This is a genomic window from uncultured Halopseudomonas sp. (assembly GCF_963977355.1).
Taxonomy (GTDB): Bacteria; Pseudomonadota; Gammaproteobacteria; order Pseudomonadales; family Pseudomonadaceae; genus Halopseudomonas.
Genome location: NZ_CAXBOV010000011.1, coordinates 27,580 through 46,372 on the forward strand (window position 1 = coordinate 27,580; position 18,793 = coordinate 46,372).

General features: G+C 58.9%; 21 protein-coding genes. 7 read left to right on the forward strand and 14 right to left on the reverse strand.

All coding sequences use genetic code 11. From position 1 onward, the window contains the following. Window positions 1-51 precede the first annotated feature (51 nt). Genes AAC076_RS07535 through AAC076_RS07545 form a run of 3 tightly spaced genes read right to left on the reverse strand, consistent with a single transcriptional unit; the run spans window position 52 to window position 2,198 of the window. A complete protein-coding gene (locus AAC076_RS07535) occupies window positions 52-642 on the reverse strand; it encodes a YggT family protein (protein WP_339844071.1) in 591 nt (196 codons plus the stop codon). Window positions 643-651: 9 nt separating this feature from the next. Next, window positions 652-1,470, reverse strand: coding sequence for a pyrroline-5-carboxylate reductase (gene proC / locus AAC076_RS07540; protein WP_339844072.1), 819 nt, complete (start codon window positions 1,468-1,470; stop codon window positions 652-654). Then, window positions 1,467-2,198: a YggS family pyridoxal phosphate-dependent enzyme gene (locus AAC076_RS07545; RefSeq protein ID WP_339844073.1), complete on the reverse strand. Its 732-nt coding sequence runs from the start codon at window positions 2,196-2,198 to the stop codon at window positions 1,467-1,469. Before AAC076_RS07545 ends, proC begins: the two co-directional genes overlap by 4 nt. 79 nt (window positions 2,199-2,277) lie before the next feature. Here AAC076_RS07545 and AAC076_RS07550 point away from each other — a divergent pair, with 79 nt between their 5' ends. Both AAC076_RS07550 and AAC076_RS07555 read left to right on the forward strand, forming a co-directional pair. Further along, on the forward strand, window positions 2,278-3,312 hold the full coding sequence (locus AAC076_RS07550) for a type IV pilus twitching motility protein PilT (RefSeq protein WP_150276605.1): 1,035 nt from the start codon (window positions 2,278-2,280) through the stop codon (window positions 3,310-3,312). 17 nt (window positions 3,313-3,329) lie between these two features. Next, entirely contained in the window at window positions 3,330-4,469 is a 1,140-nt protein-coding gene (locus AAC076_RS07555; RefSeq protein ID WP_335607209.1) for a PilT/PilU family type 4a pilus ATPase, read from the forward strand. Between the two features lie 9 nt (window positions 4,470-4,478). Here AAC076_RS07555 and siaD read toward each other — a convergent pair whose 3' ends face one another. The 11 genes from siaD to gshB all read right to left on the reverse strand — a co-directional run bounded on the left by siaD (window position 4,479) and on the right by gshB (window position 14,078). Further along, window positions 4,479-5,282 carry a biofilm regulation diguanylate cyclase SiaD gene (gene siaD, locus AAC076_RS07560; protein WP_339844075.1) on the reverse strand — a complete coding sequence of 268 codons (804 nt, stop codon included), beginning with the start codon at window positions 5,280-5,282 and terminating at the stop codon, window positions 4,479-4,481. Between the two features lie 2 nt (window positions 5,283-5,284). Further along, entirely contained in the window at window positions 5,285-5,659 is a 375-nt protein-coding gene (gene siaC / locus AAC076_RS07565; protein WP_339844077.1) for a biofilm regulation phosphoprotein SiaC, read from the reverse strand. Between the two features lie 22 nt (window positions 5,660-5,681). Then, window positions 5,682-6,224 (reverse strand): biofilm regulation protein kinase SiaB, encoded by a 543-nt coding sequence (siaB, locus tag AAC076_RS07570; RefSeq protein ID WP_339844079.1) that lies wholly within the window; start codon window positions 6,222-6,224, stop codon window positions 5,682-5,684. A gap of 52 nt (window positions 6,225-6,276) precedes the next feature. Continuing rightward, window positions 6,277-8,268: a biofilm regulation protein phosphatase SiaA gene (siaA, locus tag AAC076_RS07575; RefSeq protein WP_339844081.1), complete on the reverse strand. Its 1,992-nt coding sequence runs from the start codon at window positions 8,266-8,268 to the stop codon at window positions 6,277-6,279. A gap of 26 nt (window positions 8,269-8,294) precedes the next feature. Continuing rightward, window positions 8,295-9,566, reverse strand: coding sequence for a dihydroorotase (locus tag AAC076_RS07580; protein ID WP_339844083.1), 1,272 nt, complete (start codon window positions 9,564-9,566; stop codon window positions 8,295-8,297). Further along, the gene (locus AAC076_RS07585) at window positions 9,550-10,560 is read right to left on the reverse strand and encodes an aspartate carbamoyltransferase catalytic subunit (protein WP_339844085.1); all 1,011 of its coding nucleotides are present in this window, start codon (window positions 10,558-10,560) and stop codon (window positions 9,550-9,552) included. The genes AAC076_RS07580 and AAC076_RS07585 overlap by 17 nt, the downstream gene beginning before the upstream one ends. An 8-nt stretch (window positions 10,561-10,568) precedes the next feature. Continuing rightward, window positions 10,569-11,078, reverse strand: a complete 510-nt coding sequence (gene pyrR / locus AAC076_RS07590) for a bifunctional pyr operon transcriptional regulator/uracil phosphoribosyltransferase PyrR (protein ID WP_339844087.1) — start codon at window positions 11,076-11,078, stop codon at window positions 10,569-10,571. Then, window positions 11,075-11,512: a Holliday junction resolvase RuvX gene (gene ruvX, locus AAC076_RS07595; RefSeq protein ID WP_339844088.1), complete on the reverse strand. Its 438-nt coding sequence runs from the start codon at window positions 11,510-11,512 to the stop codon at window positions 11,075-11,077. The genes pyrR and ruvX overlap by 4 nt, the downstream gene beginning before the upstream one ends. Continuing rightward, window positions 11,512-12,081 carry a YqgE/AlgH family protein gene (locus tag AAC076_RS07600; protein ID WP_339844089.1) on the reverse strand — a complete coding sequence of 190 codons (570 nt, stop codon included), beginning with the start codon at window positions 12,079-12,081 and terminating at the stop codon, window positions 11,512-11,514. The genes ruvX and AAC076_RS07600 overlap by 1 nt, the downstream gene beginning before the upstream one ends. 59 nt (window positions 12,082-12,140) lie before the next feature. Continuing rightward, the gene (locus AAC076_RS07605; protein ID WP_339844091.1) at window positions 12,141-13,052 is read right to left on the reverse strand and encodes an energy transducer TonB; all 912 of its coding nucleotides are present in this window, start codon (window positions 13,050-13,052) and stop codon (window positions 12,141-12,143) included. 63 nt (window positions 13,053-13,115) lie between these two features. Next, a complete protein-coding gene (gene gshB / locus AAC076_RS07610; protein ID WP_339844092.1) occupies window positions 13,116-14,078 on the reverse strand; it encodes a glutathione synthase in 963 nt (320 codons plus the stop codon). Between the two features lie 254 nt (window positions 14,079-14,332). On the opposite strand from gshB, the gene AAC076_RS07615 reads away from it, so the two are divergent. The 5 genes from AAC076_RS07615 (at window position 14,333) to AAC076_RS07635 (ending at window position 18,791) form a co-directional block, all read left to right on the forward strand. Further along, the gene (locus AAC076_RS07615) at window positions 14,333-14,746 is read left to right on the forward strand and encodes a response regulator (protein ID WP_335607199.1); all 414 of its coding nucleotides are present in this window, start codon (window positions 14,333-14,335) and stop codon (window positions 14,744-14,746) included. 34 nt (window positions 14,747-14,780) lie between these two features. Continuing rightward, on the forward strand, window positions 14,781-15,146 hold the full coding sequence (pilH, locus tag AAC076_RS07620) for a twitching motility response regulator PilH (protein WP_335607198.1): 366 nt from the start codon (window positions 14,781-14,783) through the stop codon (window positions 15,144-15,146). A gap of 43 nt (window positions 15,147-15,189) precedes the next feature. Beyond that, window positions 15,190-15,726: a chemotaxis protein CheW gene (locus tag AAC076_RS07625; RefSeq protein ID WP_339844094.1), complete on the forward strand. Its 537-nt coding sequence runs from the start codon at window positions 15,190-15,192 to the stop codon at window positions 15,724-15,726. A gap of 84 nt (window positions 15,727-15,810) precedes the next feature. After that, window positions 15,811-17,847 carry a methyl-accepting chemotaxis protein gene (locus AAC076_RS07630; RefSeq protein WP_339844095.1) on the forward strand — a complete coding sequence of 679 codons (2,037 nt, stop codon included), beginning with the start codon at window positions 15,811-15,813 and terminating at the stop codon, window positions 17,845-17,847. Window positions 17,848-17,948: 101 nt separating this feature from the next. After that, window positions 17,949-18,791: a CheR family methyltransferase gene (locus tag AAC076_RS07635; RefSeq protein ID WP_339844231.1), complete on the forward strand. Its 843-nt coding sequence runs from the start codon at window positions 17,949-17,951 to the stop codon at window positions 18,789-18,791. The last annotated feature ends 2 nt before the right edge of the window (window positions 18,792-18,793 follow it).

Genomic DNA, 18,793 nt, shown 5'->3' on the forward strand with positions numbered 1-18,793 from the left:
CCGTGGTTGTCGAGCGGTTTTCGGCGTGTGACTGCCGCCCTGATGCTGGGCTTAAAGCGCCAGGGTCAGCCCGCGGGGCATGCCGGTGGCTGCAGCAATGTTGGCGATAACCAGCATGTCGATCAGGCGCAGGGCGATAAAGGCGAAGATAGGCGAGAGATCCAGACCACCCATCGAAGGCAGAATGGCGCGCACGGGAGCCAGCACCGGTTCGCACAGTTGATGCACCAGCATGGCCGCCGGGTTGCCACTCTGCGGCGCGACCCAGGACAGGATCACGCTGATGATGAGCGCGAAGAAGAAGACCTTGAGAAACAGTGCGGTTATGGCAACCAGGGACCAGACCAGAATCTGCAGAATGTTGGGCAGGGCAGCACCCATCAACTTGATGATGATGGTCATCAGGATCATTTGCAGAATCAGGGCAAGAATCAGGGAAGCGAAATCAATTCCGCCATAGCCTGGAATGACTCGGCGCAGGGACATCAGCAGCGGCTTAGTGGCCGTTACAATGAACTGTGAAATCGGGTTGTAGAAGTCGGCCCTGACCAATTGCAGGATAAAGCGCATCAGGACGATGACCAGGTACAGGCTGCCCAGTGTTTGCACCAGGTAAATCGCGGCCATATTCAGGTTGTTCATGTGGCCTCCTCAGGCGAGTTCTTTGGTCATTTCTGCACCGCGTGCGGCAGCGGCCCGCATGGCGCGCTCGACAATAGCTGGCAGGTCGTCAGTGGCAAAGCTGTTGATCGCCTGCTCTGTGGTGCCCCCTGGAGAACACACGCGACGGCGCAGTTCGGCGGCGTCGACGTCGCTGTGGACTGCCATGTCGGCAGCGCCCAAAGCGGTGAACAGGGTCAGGCGCTCGGCTGTATCGCGGGGCAAGCCGAGCTTCTCGCCGGCAGCGGTCATCGCTTCCATCATGTAGAAGAAATAGGCAGGGCCGCTACCGGACACCGCGGTGACCGCATCAATCAGTTCTTCCTGATCCAGCCAGAGACTGATGCCCACCGCGTTGAGAATGTTCTCGGCCTGCTCTTTCTGTGTATCGGTGACCGAGGCGTTGGCGAACAGACCGCTTACTCCCTGGCGACGCAGGGATGGGGTGTTGGGCATGCAGCGTACGATCGCACTGCCTTCACCGAGCCACTGCTCCAGGCTGGAGCAGCTGATCCCGGCGGCTATGGAAACAATCAACTGGCTGGTCTTGCGCTCGCGGGGCAGGTCGCGACAGACCGCCTGCATGACCTGCGGTTTGACGGCGAGCACCAGTACATCGCACTCGTTAGCCAGCACGGCGTTGTCCAGACTGGTACCAATGCCGAACTGCTTGGCCAGCCGCTCGCATTGCTCTGTGGTGCGATCGCTGGCGATGATCTGCGCAGGTTTGATGTTCTGTTGCAGCATGCCGCCGATCAGGCTGGTAGCCATGTTGCCTGCGCCGATAAAACCAATAATGGGGGCGGTCATGGGGTGTCCTCTTTCTTGGTGTGGGGGGCAGTTGGGGTAGCTGGGTCGCCGGTCTTCTCACGTTGACCGAACAGGGCGGTACCCACGCGTACCAGGGTGGCACCTTCCTGTACGGCTTCGCCCAGGTCGTCGCTCATGCCCATGGACAGCGTATCAAGCTGCATGGGCAGACTTTGCAAGCACTCACGCAGCTCTCGCAGGGGCTGGCGTCGTGACTCGCTGTCGTCAGCGGGAGCCGGTATGGCCATCAGGCCGCGCAGTTTCAAGCGCGGCAATGCTGCTACCGCAGCAGCCAGCTCGGCTACGTCCTCGGGTAGTATTCCCGACTTGCTCGGCTCGCGGCTGATATTCACCTGCAGGCAAATATTCAGCGGTTCCAGCTCCGCTGGGCGTTGCTCGGACAGGCGCTGGGCAATCTTCAACCTGTCGACACCGTGCACCCAGTCGAAATGCTCGGCAATCGGGCGCGTCTTGTTCGACTGAATCGGGCCGATAAAGTGCCAGATGAGGGGAAGTTCGGAGAGCGCCTCGATTTTCTCCAGGGCTTCCTGCAGATAATTTTCTCCGAAGTCCCGCAAACCCGCGGCCCAGGCGTCGCGAACTGCGCTCGCAGGCCGTGTTTTGCTGACGGCAATGAGGGTGATTTCGGATGGATTGCGGTCAGCAGTGACCGCCGAGCGCGCAATACGTTCACGAACGTTTGCAATATTCTCTGCTATCGTAGACATTACCAAGATAACTACCTAGCCAATATCGGAAAAGACCTCCAGGCATTCTACATGCTTGCCGGTTGCAATGGGGAACCCAATGGATATAACCGAGCTGTTAGCCTTCAGCGCGAAGCAGGGCGCGTCGGACTTGCACCTGTCGGCAGGATTGCCGCCCATGATTCGAGTCGATGGCGATGTGCGTCGTATCAACGTACCGGCAATGGACCACAAAATGGTGCATGGCCTGATCTACGACATCATGAACGACAAGCAACGCAAGGATTTCGAAGAATTCCTGGAAACCGACTTTTCGTTCGAGGTGCCCGGTGTGGCCCGCTTCCGGGTCAACGCCTTCAACCAGAACCGGGGCGCCGGCGCGGTTTTCCGTACCATTCCCTCCAAGGTCTTGAGTATGGAAGATCTGGGCATGGGCGATGTATTCAAGAAGATCTCCGATGTGCCCCGTGGTCTGGTACTGGTCACCGGGCCGACCGGTTCGGGCAAGTCCACCACCCTGGCGGCGATGCTCGATTACCTGAACTGCACCAAGTACCAGCACGTGCTGACCATCGAAGACCCGATCGAATTCGTTCACGAATCCAAGAAGTGTCTGGTCAACCAGCGTGAAGTGCACCGCGATACGCTGGGATTCGCCGAGGCACTGCGCTCGGCACTGCGTGAAGACCCCGATATCATTCTGGTTGGTGAGATGCGTGACCTGGAAACCATTCGCCTGGCATTGACCGCTGCGGAAACCGGTCACCTGGTGTTCGGCACCCTGCACACCACCTCTGCTGCGAAAACCATCGACCGGGTAGTTGATGTATTCCCGGCAGAGGAAAAGTCGATGGTACGCTCAATGCTCTCCGAGTCACTGACCGCGGTTATCTCGCAAACCCTGCTGAAGAAAATTGGCGGGGGCCGTGTGGCTGCCCACGAGATCATGATCGGGACGCCGGCCATCCGTAACCTTATCCGTGAGGACAAGGTCGCCCAGATGTACTCCGCGATCCAGACCGGTGGCAACCTGGGAATGCAGACTCTGGACATGTGTCTCAAGGGTCTGGCTGCCAAGGGTATTATCACCAAGGAAAGCGCCAGAGAGAAAGCCAAGTCGGCTGACTCGATCTGATTTAGAAGAGAGATACCATGGAGTTCGAGAAACTATTACGACTGATGGTCGAGAAGGGCGCCTCGGACCTTTTCATTACTGCGGGCGTCGCTCCCAGTATGAAAATGCACGGCAAGATCCTGCCCGTGACCAAGACTGCTCTTTCTCCCGAGCAGACGCGGGAGACCGTGCTCGGGGTGATGACCGAGGCCCAGCGCCGTGAGTTCGCCGAGAACCGCGAATGCAACTTTGCGATCAGTGCCCGCGGCATCGGTCGTTTCCGTGTTAGCGCCTTTTACCAGCGTAACCTGGTGGGCATGGTTCTGCGCCGTATCGAGATCAATATCCCGACTATGGAAGAGCTGCGGCTACCGGAAATTCTCAAGAAGCTGTCGATGACCAAGCGTGGTCTGGTGATTTTTGTTGGCGCCACCGGTACCGGCAAGTCGACCTCGCTGGCGTCCATGATCGGCTACCGGAACAAGAATTCGAGCGGTCATATCATCACCATCGAGGATCCGATCGAATTTATCCATCAGCACCAGAATTGCATTGTGACCCAGCGCGAAGTCGGTATCGATACCGATTCATTCGAAGTCGCGTTGAAAAACACCCTGCGGCAGGCGCCGGATGTGATTCTGATTGGTGAGGTGCGGACTAAGGAAACCATGGATCACGCAGTGGCCTTTGCCGAGACAGGTCACCTGTGTCTGGCTACGCTGCACGCGAACAACGCCAACCAGGCACTTGATCGTATCATCCACTTTTTCCCGACCGAGATGCACCAACAGGTGTGGATGGATCTGTCGCTCAACCTGAAGGCCATCGTAGCTCAGCAGTTGATTCCGACCCCGGACGGCAAGGGGCGTCGGGCTGCCATCGAGGTGCTTCTCAATACCCCATTGGCTGCGGATATGATCCGCAAGGGTGAGGTGCATGAGCTCAAGCCATTGATGGCGCGTTCCAATGAGCTGGGTATGCAGACCTTCGACCAGGCGCTCTACAAGCTTTACAGCCAGGGCGAGATTACCTATGAAGATGCGCTGGCCCACGCCGACTCTGCGAACGACTTGCGACTGCTGATCAAGCTGGGTTCAGAGACCGACGGCAAGACACTCATGATGGGCGGGAAGAACGAGTTTGCCCTTGAGGGCAGTGACGAAGACCACCGGCGCTAAACAAAAGGCTCAGTCGGCGTCCGTCTGAGCTGCCCGCGAGAGCTGATTGCGGCCTGATCGTTTTGCCGTAAGCAGTGCCCAGTCTGCGTGGTTGATGGTATCTGAGTAGTTATCGTCAGCCCGTTGCTCGGCTACACCGATACTGGCCGTTACAGATATCGACTCATCGCCGATGCGCATCTTCAGTGATTCGATCGCTCCGCGGACCCGGTCCAGCACCAGACAGGCAACGTCCATCCTCGTTTCTGGCAGAATGATCAGAAACTCTTCCCCACCCCAGCGTCCACACAGGTCCTGATCACGGATCTGTGCGTCCATCGCACGCGAGACTTCCATCAGTACATGATCGCCGAGTTCGTGGCCGTGCGCATCGTTGACCCGCTTGAAGTGGTCGATGTCGAGCATGGCGATGCTCAGTGGGCGGGCGTAGCGGCGCGAGCGGTCGGTTTCCTCTTTCAGTCGCTCCAGGAGCAACCGCCGGTTGCCCAGACCCGTCAGAGGATCATGGGTCGACGCCTCGCGTAGCGCCAGGTTGAGGTCGTGCATCATCTTCTGGTAATGGTCGGAAATGCGCGCGACCTTGTTCAGTTGGCGCAACTGCTTGTCGAGCCGCTTGATGAGGTGGGTTTCGTTTTCCTTGGTCAGGCTCTGGTAGGCGTCGGATATGCGACTGATTCGTTCGATACGCCGGGCGAGATCCTTGTAAGCGCCCCATAACTCTTCGAGCGGCTGGTACAAAGGCTCGTCGCGCAGCTCCTCGTTGATCAGCAGCTGCTCAATACGCTCTTCAAGGGGCTCGTCCGCGGTGCTCATTTTCAGGTTCCCAGGATATTGAATGGAAAGCTGCAGTCTTCCTTGAACTCTTCCGCCAGCTCGGCCACGCGCTCGTTGCGCTTGTCGTAGTGCCAGTCGACGCTTACCTGTTTGCTCTCGCCATGCGCGGCTTCCAGTACATCAAAGATATCCATCATCGCCTTGATACTACTGGTGTTGAGGTACAGCAGCTGCAGGTCGAGCTTCAGCGGGCGGCCGGACTCGTTCAGGTATTGCTCTATCCACTCGACGACCTGGTTGAATAGTTCGTAGGAGTTCTCGGGGTAGGAGTCACCCTGCAGATAAAGGACACCTTTGTCCCAGTCACTGCGAATTTCCGGGGTGGATTGGGTCCCTGCTATGGAAAAATCAGTCATGGTGGTCTGGCTCATAAATCGGTCAGATGACGGCGCGCAGGCTGAAGAAGCTGCGGCCCTCGCTAATGGGCTGGATGCGAGCACCCAGAGGCTGGCTGGCCTTGCGTGCAATGTCGATCAGGCCAAGACCTGCGCCACTGCTCTTTTCCGCGTCCCTGGGTTTTCGAAGTTGTTCCTTGTAGGCGGCCTTGAGCTGGGCCTTGTCGAGACCGGCCAGACTGTCCACTGCATTGAGCAAGCGTTCGCTGTCGGCTGCGAGGATGATATTGCCGGCCGATACCACGTAGTGACCGTCGTCATCCCGCGAGACCACCACCGTGGCGCCGGATTCCTGTTCGCTCCAACCCTGGGTTCGGGTGTAATGACTGATGTTCTGGGTCATTTCGATATAGACCGCAAACACGTCCATGGCAGCCGAAGGGTGCGCGTGGTCGGCGGCCAGATAATTACGCAGGGCATTACCGATCTCCTCGATGAGGCTGCGGCTGATCGGCCCATTGAAGCACAGCATGATCTGCTGGCTGTTGAAGCGCTCGCGCATGGAGAATAGATCGATGGATTCCATTACAGCTCCTGTTAACGATTATAACCGCTGGAGTTGGCCGGTCAGGGCCAGTTCAGTCGAATCGAAAGCATAACATCGTGATGTCATCGCGTTGCGGGTAAGTCCCCTGATACCTCGCCAGCGTCTCGCTGAACGCTCGGCTCTGCTCCTGTAATGGCAACCGGGCGTGTTCGCGCAGCATTTCGGCAAAGCGGCTATTGCCGAAGCCAAAGCCAAGCTCACCGCCAGCCTGATCTAGGAAGCCGTCCGTACAAAGATAGAAGGTATTGTGGCCCAGGGCGATCTGATGATTGTGATATTCGCCTATTTTCCTGTCTCCGAGTGCACGCCGTCCACCGGGTACATGGTCTACCTTGACGCCATCACTGAGAAACAGCGCTATTTTCGCACCGGAGAAGGTCACCATTCGTTGATCAAGATCAACATAGGCCAGACCCACGTCCATATTGGTGGCCAAGGATTTGTCCTCGGCAGAATGTCCCAGCATGCTGCGGATGATGTGATCGGTACGCTTGAGGATGGCGGCGGGATCATCCATCCCGCAGTCGGTTATTGCCTGATCCAGCGCCGCATGGGCCAGCATGGTCATCAGTGCACCGGGAACGCCGTGACCGGCACAATCGATTACGCCGATCAGACTGCGGCGCTGTTCACTGCGGAATACGTAGAAATCACCCCCGACCACGTCCCGCGGGCGCCACAGCACCGCGTGGTGTTCGCCTAGGGCACTGAGCAGTTCGCGGTCTGGGAGGATGGAGCGCTGGATCAGGCTGGCATAGTCGATCGAGTCTCCGATCTTCTTTTGCGCAGTGGCCATTTCGCGGTTGGCATCTTCCAGATCACTGGTGCGCTCACGCACCCTTTCCTCGAGTTCCAGCGTGTGACTTTTAACCTTGTTGGCCATGGTGCTGAAGGCGGCGCTGAGTTCGCCGATCTCGTCATCACGTATGCGTGGCAGAGCCACGTCATAGCGCCCGGCGGCCATGGCCTGTGCGCTGTGCTTGAGCTGGCGCAGGGGCCGCAGCACCAGCCTTTCGACAGCCAGGGCAAAGAGCAGGACCAGAATCAGTACCAGCCCCACCAGGGCAGCCAACAGGGGGACCAGCCATTGACTGTCGATCACCTGGGCGCTGTCGAGATCGATGGCGTTTACAACGTACCAACCCAGTTCTGGAATGAAGGTCAGGGCGAGCAGCTGCGTTGTGCCATTGAGGGCCACATTGAGACTCTCCACGCTGTCCGGTGACTGCTGGGCGTTTGCCATGGCGCTCTTCATCTGTTCGATCTGCTCGGGGCTGCCAAGCAGGCTGAACAGTCTGGCACCCTCTTCAGTCTCTCCGACTGCGCCGGAGTTGAGCGCGATCAGCGACGAATCCTGGTGCACCTGAATGGCACCATTCACGTCCAGGATCATGGGCGTGACGCCAGGGGCGTCGCTGGCAATGAAATCATTGATAAAGGTCGACAGGTTAAGACCGGAGCCCGCCAGACCAATGGTACTGCCGCTGCGATCGACGACCAGAATGTTGAACCAGACCTTGGTGGTGTTGAGTTCGCGATTGTAATCAACGTTGATGTTGTAGTTTTCGGTGTCCTGCAGCGTGCTGAAAAACCAGCGATCGGCTTCATCAGCTTTGTCGAGAATGTAGCGGGCTGCCTGGCTGGGCGGCTCCTCGTTGCTGTTGAAGTAGTACCGCAGACTGCCCGTGCTACCGATGAAGTAGGCGTGATCGCGAAAGTCCCGGCGATAGCCCTCGGCCTCGCGAAAGAACAGATCACGCTTGGCTGGATCATCCTCATCGAGCAGCCACTGGCGGGTCACTTCAGAGTCGGCGAGGCGCAGCGACAGTGCCAGCTCGCGGGAAATCGGTGCGCGGATCTTTTCGCGGCTCAGCAGTGTGGCGTTACGCGCGTAGGCATCGGCGAAATGTTCATGGATACCCTGCAGCACCAGCCAGCCAATGAAGGCAGCGGGTACCAGTGCCAGCAGGCAGACGAGCAACAGCGCCAGAATCGACTTGCCGCGAAGGCCAAAGGCTGCCATGTAAACTCCCTTTAAGATGTGCCTTGTCAGGCCTTATAAACCAGTTTTCCATTACATATGGTGTGGGTAACTTTACAGGGCACACCCTTGCCGATAAAGGGACAGTTGGCGCCCTTGGAGATCCAGTTGTGGCCTACCAGGCTCGCTTCGACAGGATCGAACAGCGTAACGTCGGCATGCGCGCCCAGGGCCAGATGGCCCGCTGGCAGCCCCAGTGCACTTGCCGGGCCGCTGGTCAGCCGGGACAGCAGTGCGGGAAGTTCGAGCAATCCGTCAGCGACCAGTGTCATCGCCAATGGCAGCAGTACTTCAATGCTGCTGATGCCGGTCGCCGAAGCGGCGAAGGGCACCCGCTTGGCTTCCTGTTCGTGGGGCTGATGATGGGAGGAAATGGCCTGCACCACGCCTTCCTGTACGGCCTGGCGCAGGGCATGCCGATCGCTGCTGCTGCGCAGGGGTGGCAGCACGTGCAGCAAGCTCGAGAAGCCTTCCAGATCTTCATCGCAGAGCAGTAACTGATACATCGCCACGTCGGCGGTCACACGCAATCCACGGGCCCTGGCATCAGCCAGCATATCCATTGCGCGGGCGCTGCTCAGTCCGCTGAAATGGGCCTGCACGCCAGTCTGCTCGACCAACAATAAATCACGTGCCAGGGCGATGGTTTCGGCGCTTTCGGGAATCCCTATCAGGCCCATGCGCGCGGCGGTCGGACCTTCGTGGGCACTGCCGCCCTGGGCCATTTCCGGATCCTGTGACATGAACACGACCGGCACATCGAAGCCGGCTGCATATTCCAGAGCGCGGCGCAGAATACGATTGCTCTTCATGGGTGCCAGACCCTGAGTAAACGCCACACAGCCGACGTCTCGCAGGGCGACCAGCTCGCTCAGGTGCTCACCATCCAGGCCGTGGGTCAGGGCGCCGAAGGGGAATACCCGCGCATGGCCGGCCCGCTCACTGCGTTCGAGAATAAGCTCGGCGACTGCCGGGGTGTCCAGCACTGGCCGGGTATCAGGCAGGCTGCACAGGCTGGTAACGCCCCCGGCCGCAGCCGCACGGGTTTCGCTGTCGATGGTGCCCTTGCGGGTCTGGCCGGGTTCACGCAGACTGACGTTCAGGTCGACCAGACCAGGACTGGCGATAAGGCCGCTGGCGTCAATTGTCTGCTGGGCCTGGAACCCCTCTGGGGCCGCGCCTATGGCATGAATGCGCCCCTCTTCGATATGCAAATCGGTAATCTGGTCAAGCTGATTGGCCGGATCGATGACCCGGGCGCCTTCAATGGTCAGTCGCATGCTGGGCTTCCTGGTTGTACTGGCGCTGGGCATTCTGTCCGGCCATGGCCATGGACATCACGGCCATCCGCACGGCTATGCCGTAGGTAACCTGATTGAGAATCACCGACTGAGCACCGTCGGCCACCTCGGATTCAATCTCTACGCCCCGGTTGATCGGCCCTGGATGCATGACCAGGGCGTCGGGCTTGGCCAGGGCCAGGGTTTCACGGGTCAGACCGTAGAGGCGGTAGAACTCGCCTTCGCTGGGTAGCAGGCCGCTTTGCATACGCTCTTTCTGCAGACGCAGCATGATTACCACATCGACGTCGCGCAGACCGACACGCAGGTCGTTGAACACTCGGACGCCGTATTGCTCAATCCCTGCGGGGAGCAGGGTGCGTGGCGCGATTACCCGAATATCGGGGCAGCCCAGGGTATGCAGCGCCTGCATATTGGAGCGCGCCACCCGTGAATGCAGGATGTCCCCGACGATGGCCACGGATAGATTCTCGAAATTGCCCCGGTGCCGGCGAATGGTCAGCATGTCGAGCATCGCCTGGGTCGGGTGCGCGTGATTGCCGTCCCCGGCGTTGATGATGGCTACGTCCGGGCAGACCTGTTGGGCGATAAAGTGCGCAGCGCCGGAGTCGCCGTGGCGTACCACGAACATGTCCGCAGCCATTGCCTCAAGGTTGCGCAGCGTGTCATACAGCGTTTCGCCCTTGCTGGTCGAGGAAGTCTGGATGTTCAGATTGAGTACGTCAGCCGAGAGCCGCTTGGCAGCCAACTCGAAGGTGGTTCGGGTGCGTGTGGAATTTTCGAAAAACACGTTGCACACGGTTTTGCCGCGCAGCAGCGGGACTTTCTTGACGGCACGTTCACCTACTTCGAGGAAGGAGTCGGCGGTGTCCAGCAGCTCGGTCAGCAGGGCCCGCGAGAGGCCCTCAATAGTCAGAAAGTGACGAAGCTGTCCCTGGTGGTTGAGTTGCAGATGACTGGGTATAGGGGTCATTGGGCTCTCTACTGGGCGACGGAATTCAGGGTCAGTTGCAGGGGCTGGGGTCCGGTCAGCTTGACGCGCTGACCCTCGGGCAGGGTCAGGCTGGTGCCCAGTACGTCTGCCCGGATAGGTAGCTGGCGTGCCTCTATATCGATCAGTGAGACCAGTGTTACCGACGCCGGACGCCCATAGTCGAAGAGTTCATTGAGGGCTGCGCGAATGGTGCGGCCGGTCATGAGCACATCGTCGACCAGCACCAGATGTCGGTCATCAACACTGAAGGGCAGCTCCGACGGGCGCACCCTTGGGGGCAACCCGTTCTGCTCGAAATCGTCGCGATAAAAGGCGATATCCAGCGTACCCAGGGGTGCATCGGGCAGACACTGGTTGCGCAGGTGCTCGGCGATCCAGACGCCACCGGTGTGTATGCCGACAAAGGCCGGGTTCTGGATATTGCGGTGTGACAGATACTCGGTCAGGTCCGCAGCCATGCGCTCGAGCAGCGGGGCTACGTCGGGCAGAGCGCTCATGATATCTCCTTGGGTAGGTTGCCAAGCCAGGTTTCCAGCAGCAGTGCGGCGGCCAGGCTATCCACCGGATTATCCCGATAGCTGGCTGGCGTGCGACCGCTGTCGCGCAGGCTCTGTTTGGCTTCAAAGGTGGAAAGACGCTCGTCGATACAGTCGACAGGTAGATTGAATCGGCCATGCAGGCGGCGGGCGAATTTTTCCGCGCGTGCGCTCATCTCGCTGGGGGTGCCGTCCATGTTCAGCGGCAGGCCGACAACCAGGGTGTCGGGCTTCCATTCGCTGATCAGGCGCTCGATCTGGCTCCAGTCCGGCACGCCATCGCGGGCACGCAGGACGGCGACTGGTTCTGCCCGGCAGGTCAGGCTCTGGCCAACGGCTACGCCAATCTGGCGCGTACCGTAGTCGAAGCCCATGGCGCGTTGCAGTGTGCTCATCAGGCGTGTCCGGCCTGACTGGTCAGCAGGTTCAAGTCGATCCCCAGCGTGCGCGCAGCCGCAGCAAGGCGCTGGTCGCTGGGCAGCTCGAACAGGATCTGGTTGTCGGCGGGGCAACTGAGCCAGACATTGTCGACCAGTTCCTGGTCGAGCTGCCCAGCGTCCCAGCCGGTGTACCCCAACATGATCAGCACATCCTCGGGTCCGATGCCGCGGGACATATCCAGGAGAATATCCCGCGAGGTGGTTAGCTGCAGCGAGCCCAGATCCATGCTTGCTTCCCATTGTTGCGGGCCGCGGTGCAGCACGAATCCGCGCTCGGTCTGCACCGGCCCGCCGTTGTAGACGGGAACGCTAGCTATCGCTCCGGGTAGATCGGTATCCGGTTGCAGCTGCTCGAGGATATCTGCCAGGTTCAGTTCGCCGGGCTGATTGATTACCAGGCCCATGGCGCCATGCTCATCATGGTCGCAGAGGTAGATCAGGCTGTTGACGAAGCGGGGATCCGCCATATGCGGCATGGCGATCAGAAAGTGATGCTTGAGGTAACTCGAGGTGATTTGGCTCATTCGCCTAGTATTGGGGTTTGGCTGGCAAGCTTCAAGCTTCAGCGCAGTTCAAGGCCGGGTCAGAAGCTGGAAATTGTATCGCCGGGCTCAAAACGCCAGGTGCGGATGATCTCCAGCACATCCACATCCATCAGGTCACCGGTGAATGGCGCGTATGGCGCCGCGAGTCTTACGATGCGCTGGGCAGCGTTGTCCAGTACCTGGTGGCCGGAGGATTCTAGAATCTGGACTTCGCGCAGGGTGCCATCGCGGTTGATCGATACCAGCAAACGCAGGCTGCCATAGATACGCTCGCTTCGGGCCTGGGCCGGGTAGTTCTGGTTGCCGACGCGTTCTACCTTGCGCCGCCAGGCATCCTTGTAATAGGCGCCCTTGTCTTGCATGGTCGATGCCGCATTGAGTCGATGAACACGCGGCCGGTTGGCATAGAGCTGCTTTTCCTCGGCGAGCTGAGCTTCAAGGCTGGCGATTTCCGCCGACAGTTGGCTGCGATTGAAGCGCGGCAGTGAAGGATTGATCTTTTTTTCCGGGGGAGGCACATCCTGCGCGGTAACAGCCTTTTCGGGCTGGCGGGATGTGGTTGTTACAACCTGCTTTTCCACGGCGGGGGCGGGTGGCGGTGCACTGGCTTCCTGGGGTGGAGTGACGGTATTGATTTCCGCATCCTGAAAGATGGTTTCTTCTGTCGTACTGGGCGCGGCCTTCTCATCGAGAGTTCCGCTGCCTTCCTGGTTGAGCTGCGCCAGGTAGTCTGCCTTGTCGGGCACCTTCTCGCTTGGCTGTGTAGCCAGGGTTATTTCCAGTGTCTTGGACAGTTCGCTGGGAGAGGGCAGGTCGAAGGTGATACCCAGAATCACCAATGCGTGCAGCACCGCAGCTATAAACAGCGCAAACCCCAGACGGTCGCGGGACGTCACCTCAGTGGGGGCAGAGGCGGCAGAGGATGTGGTGGGTTTGGCGGCTTTTTTCATGCTGTCCGTAGGCGGGATGCGGCTGACGTTTGTGCGCAGTCTGCCGCGCAATCCCGCAAATGTCTACGTACCCGACCGCGCCTCCAGCTGGCGTTGGATCGCGTCCATGAGCTGGCCGCCGATATCTGTCTGGTAGGCATTGTCTATCTCGCGGATACAGGTCGGGCTGGTTACGTTGATTTCAGTGAGATAGTCACCGATTACGTCCAGGCCCACGAACAGTAAGCCCCGCTGGCGAAGAGAAGGGCCAACCTGCTCGGCAATCCAGCGGTCGCGGTCAGTCAGCGGGCGGGCTTCGCCTCGGCCGCCAGCCGCCAGGTTGCCACGGGTTTCACCTTTCTGGGGGACGCGTGCCAGACAATAGGGAACGGGCTCGCCTTCGATCATCAGTATGCGCTTGTCGCCGTTGCTGATCTCCGGCAGATACTTTTGCGCCATGATCTGCTGTTGTCCGTGCCGGGTCAGGGTTTCGATGATCACACTCAGGTTGCTATCGCCCTCGCGGATACGAAATATCATCGATCCGCCCATCCCTTCCAGCGGTTTGAGAATTACGTCACGGTGCTCGGCGATAAAAGAGCGCAGAATATCTCCGCGCCGGGTGACCAGGTTGGGAGGCGCACATTGGGGGAACTGGGTGGCAAAGAGTTTTTCGTTGCAGTCGCGCAGGCTGGCCGGACGATTGACCACCAGCACACCGGCCCGCTCCGCTGCTTCGAGAATATGCGTTGCATATAGAAACTCATCATCGAAGGGCGGGTCCTTGCGCATCAGTACTACATCCAGATCAGCCAGTGGCGCATGGGTGGGATCACCCAGGTCATACCAGTGTTCCGGATCGGCATGCACGCGCAGTGGCCGCATATGCCCCATGGCTTGGCCGTCGACCAGATAGAGATCCTGGGGTTCGAGGTAGAACAGCTCCCAGTCACGCTTCTGGGCGGCCAGCAGCATGGCCAGCGAGCTGTCTTTCTTGTAACTGATCGAATGGATGGGGTCCATTACGATGCCAAGTCGAATATGCATTGGGAGTCGGTCCGCAGAGTGGGGCAAGATGCAAAAGGAGTGTAACCTTGCGCAGCTCGGGGTGAAAGGTTGACTAATGTCGTGAGATGTCTCATATCTGACATCCAGCGGTAGAAAAACAGATATACCTTGTTGCCAAATAGATTGGCCACGGAAACTGTGATAAAAGTACGCAGAATAGGGAAAGAGTGTTTTGGCGCCGCCATATTGACGTAGGCGCCGACGACTCACCATTAATAACAAGGGCTGGTCAAATGGAAGAAAATTTCGAAAGCCTGAAAGTCATGGTCATTGACGACAGCAAAACCATCCGCAGAACCGCCGAAACCTTGCTCAAAAAGGTTGGTTGTACCGTTATAACCGCCGTTGACGGTTTTGACGCGTTGGCCAAGATTGCCGACAACAACCCGGACATCATCTTCGTCGATATCATGATGCCCAGGCTCGACGGCTATCAGACCTGTGCCCTGATCAAGAACAACAGCGCCTTTCGCGGTACGCCGGTGATCATGCTCTCAAGCAAGGACGGGCTGTTCGACAAGGCCAAGGGACGCATCGTCGGCTCTGATCAGTATCTTACCAAGCCTTTCAGCAAGGAAGAGCTGCTGGGCGCCATCCGCGCCCACGTTCCGCAATCCGACGACCTAGCAGGTGCTTCGGGGGCGTGAGCCTTCGCACCGTCAGCCATACCGGGGGAGCCAAATGGCCCGAATACTTGTTGTAGATGATTCGCCGACCGAGTTGTACAAGCTCACAGGCATGCTGGAAAAGCACGGCCATGAAGTGCTCAAGGCCGAGAACGGAGCAGATGGTGTAGCTCTGGCCCGTCAGGAGAAACCCGACGCGGTGTTGATGGATATTGTTATGCCCGGTCTCAACGGTTTTCAGGCGACCCGTCAATTGACCAAGGACGCCGAGACCGCGCATATCCCGGTCATTATTGTGACAACCAAGGATCAGGAAACGGATAAGGTGTGGGGCAAGCGTCAGGGTGCCAAAGATTACCTGACCAAGCCCGTTGAAGAAGCCACCCTGATCAAGACATTGAAGTCCGTGCTGGGAGCCTGAGGGCCCCTGGCACATGCCGCATAACAACCAGAACAGGCCCGGCATGGCAGAATCAATTCATCCTTTCGATCTTCTCAGGCAGCTTGCACAGCATTGTCGTAGTCAGGCCATGGGCTTGCCCGCGCAGGATGTAGTTAGCGAGACCTGGAGTGGTGTGGGTTTCCGACTCGCCGGACAGGCGATGGTCGCAGCGATGGGTGAGGTCGCTGAGATTCTCCACGAGCCTCGTTACACAGCCCTGCCGCGGGTCAAGAGTTGGGTCCGCGGCGTGGCCAACGTGCGTGGTCGCCTGCTGCCAATTATCGATCTGAGCCGTTTTTTCGGTGCCACTATCAGTGCCCCACGCAAACAACGCAGGGTACTGGTGCTTGATCGAGACGGCTTGTTTGTGGGCCTGCTGGTCGACGAACTCCTCGGCATGCAACATTTTCCAGTAACCAGCTTTACGACCGATGTGCCCACAACGGATGAAGGGTTTCGGCCCTTCGTTGTGGGAGCGTATGTCCAGGACCAGGTCTCCCTGGTTTTCAATTTCAGGGCATTGGCGCGAGATCAGGCGTTTCTCGACGTAGCGATTTGATCAGGGGGCGACCGGATACTCCGGTAACGCGACAGATAAGAGCAACAATAAGAACCATGCGGTAGGCCAGGTAGGGGCCAGATGATGAAAAAGTTCGATACTCAGATTTTCTCCGCAATGCGAAGCAATCGCACGATTACCGGTCTGTTCGCAGCCCTGGTCCTGTCGCTGCTCTTGCTGTTCGTCAACTTCCTGTACCTCAACATCCAGAGTGGTTACGACACTGAGTACATCGGTCACGCCGGTGAGCTGCGGGTACTGTCCCAGCAGATATCAAAGTCGGCCAGTGAGGCCGCGACGGGGACGCCCGAGGCGTTCGGCCAGTTGCTGGATGCACGGAACGACTTCCAGCGCCGCTGGGATTATCTGACGCTCGGACGCTCCGAAACCGGCTTGCCTTCGGCGCCGGCAGTACTTGATCAGCAGGTCGCCCAGGTTCAGGGCAACTGGAACCGGGTACGTACCAACGCTGACGAAATTCTCGCCAGCCAGCGTACCGTGCTGTCCCTGAATGAAGTGGCCCTGACCCTTTCCGACACTATTCCTCAGCTGCAGGTGGAATACGAGGAAGTGGTGGATCTGCTGATCATCGGTCAGGCTCCCGCTGACCAGGTAGCGATTGCCCAGCGCCAGTCGCTGCTGGGTGAGCGGATTCTGAACTCGGTAAACCGAGTACTCGCCGGTGAGGAAGACGCGGTGATGGCAGCGGACAGCTTCGGCCGTGATGCCAGCCTGTTCGGTCGCGTACTGCTCGGGATGCTCGAGGGCAATGCCACCATGGGTATCTCCCAGGTGACAGACCCCCAGGTAGTGGTTCGACTGAACGAGATTGCCGATCTTTTCCGTTTCGTATCCGATTCGGTAGATGAAATTCTGCTGACCTCGCCCGAGTTGTATCAGGTGAGTCTGGCGGCAAACCAGATTTTCGCTGACTCGCAGCTGCTGCTGGAAAACGTGTCTACGCTGACGATGGGTTTCGAAGCACGCAGTGACGCGCGCTGGATCAACACCCTGTTTGGTTATTTCCTGGGCATCGTGGCATTGGCCTGCATCCTGTTGATCGGTGTCCAGATGACCCGTGAAACGCGCAGTCGTCTTGCCGAGACAGCCGAAAAGAATGACAAGAACCAGGCCGCGATTCTGCGTCTGCTCGATGAGATCGCCGACCTTGCAGACGGTGACCTGACTGCGGAGGCCACGGTGAGTGAAGATTTCACTGGCGCCATCGCCGACTCGATCAACTACACCATTGACCAACTGCGCGCCCTGGTCGGTACGATCAACGATACCGCCCTGCAGGTATCCGCCGCCGCCCAGGAAACCCAGGGCACGGCAATGCACCTGGCTGAAGCCTCCGAGCACCAGGCGCAGGAAATTGCCGGCGCTTCGGCAGCGGTAAACGAAATGGCCGTGTCGATTGACCAGGTATCGGCTAACGCCGCCGAATCCTCCGCGGTAGCAGAGCGCTCGGTAGCCATCGCCAACAAGGGTAACGAGGTGGTGCAGAACACCATCACCGGCATGGATACCATTCGTGAGCAGATTCAGGATACATCCAAGCGGATCAAGCGACTGGGTGAATCTTCCCAGGAGATTGGCGACATCGTAAGCCTGATCAACGACATCGCCGACCAGACCAACATCCTTGCATTGAACGCGGCGATCCAGGCCTCCATGGCCGGCGACGCCGGTCGCGGTTTCGCGGTGGTAGCGGATGAAGTACAGCGTCTGGCGGAACGTTCCTCAGCGGCGACCAAGCAGATCGAAGCGCTGGTAAAGACGATTCAGACCGACACCAACGAGGCAGTTATCTCGATGGAACAGACCACTTCCGAGGTGGTACGCGGCGCACGCCTGGCCCAGGACGCGGGTGTGGCACTGGAAGAGATCGAAAAGGTATCGACCAGCCTCGCGGCGCTGATTCAGAACATCTCCAACGCTGCCCGCCAGCAGGCATCGTCTGCCGGTCATATTTCCAACACCATGAACGTCATCCAGGAGATCACCTCCCAGACATCCGCCGGTACCACCGCCACAGCGCGCAGCATTGGCGATCTGGCAGCGCAGGCCGAATCGATGCGTCAATCGGTCGATGGCTTTACCCTGCCGCAGCAACTTTGAGATGGGCGCGCGGGTAGCCTGGCGGCTATCTGCACTCCGCAATGAGCAAGGGAAACACAGTGCAGAAAACGCCGAATTGGTCACTACAGCAACTGCCGGAGATGGATATGCAGCAATTCCATCAATGGCAGGCATTGCTCGAGGCGCGGACAGGAGTCTGCGTCACTGACCAGCGCCGGGTTTTTCTGCAGACCAGTCTGGGCGCGCGCATGCGCGAGTTGCAGATCGAGGATTACCAGAGTTACTACGAGTATGTAACTCAGGGTCCGGCCGGAGCGATCGAATGGTCGGCCCTTATTGATCGTCTGACGGTGCGCGAAACCAGCTTCATGCGCCACCGCCCCTCCTTTGACTGTGTGCAGAGCCATCTTCAGGGTCTGCTCGCCACGCGCGTGCCGAACCAGCCTTTGCAGTTGTGGAGCCTGGGGTGCGCTAGTGGCGAAGAAGCCTACTCATTGGCCCTGATTACTGAACAATGTCTGGCGGATACTGCCAGTGCCGCCCCCGATTATGCGATTTGGGCCACCGATATCAGCCTCAAGGCCCTGGAACAGGCGCGCCTCGCGCGCTATCCGGTCGGTCGTCTGGGTGGCCTTACCGACGCAGAGAAGAATCGCTGGATGCAGCCTGTCGAAGGCGACAAGCTGGAAATTCTGCCTTCGTTGCGTGACCGAATCTGCTTTACCAGGCTGAACATCCTGGAATTGGCCCAGGCCCCGATACGGGATCTGGATATCATTTTTTGCCAGAACCTGCTCATCTACTTCCGACGCTGGCGCCGCCGCGACCTGCTCAACCTGCTGGCCAAAAGACTGGCTCCAGGTGGCATGCTGATCATCGGACTAGGTGAAATAGTGGACTGGAACAATCCCCTGCTCGAGCGGGTACCTGATGATCGGGTACAGGCCTATGTGCGGCGGGCTTCTCAGGAAAGTCTGGAGTGACT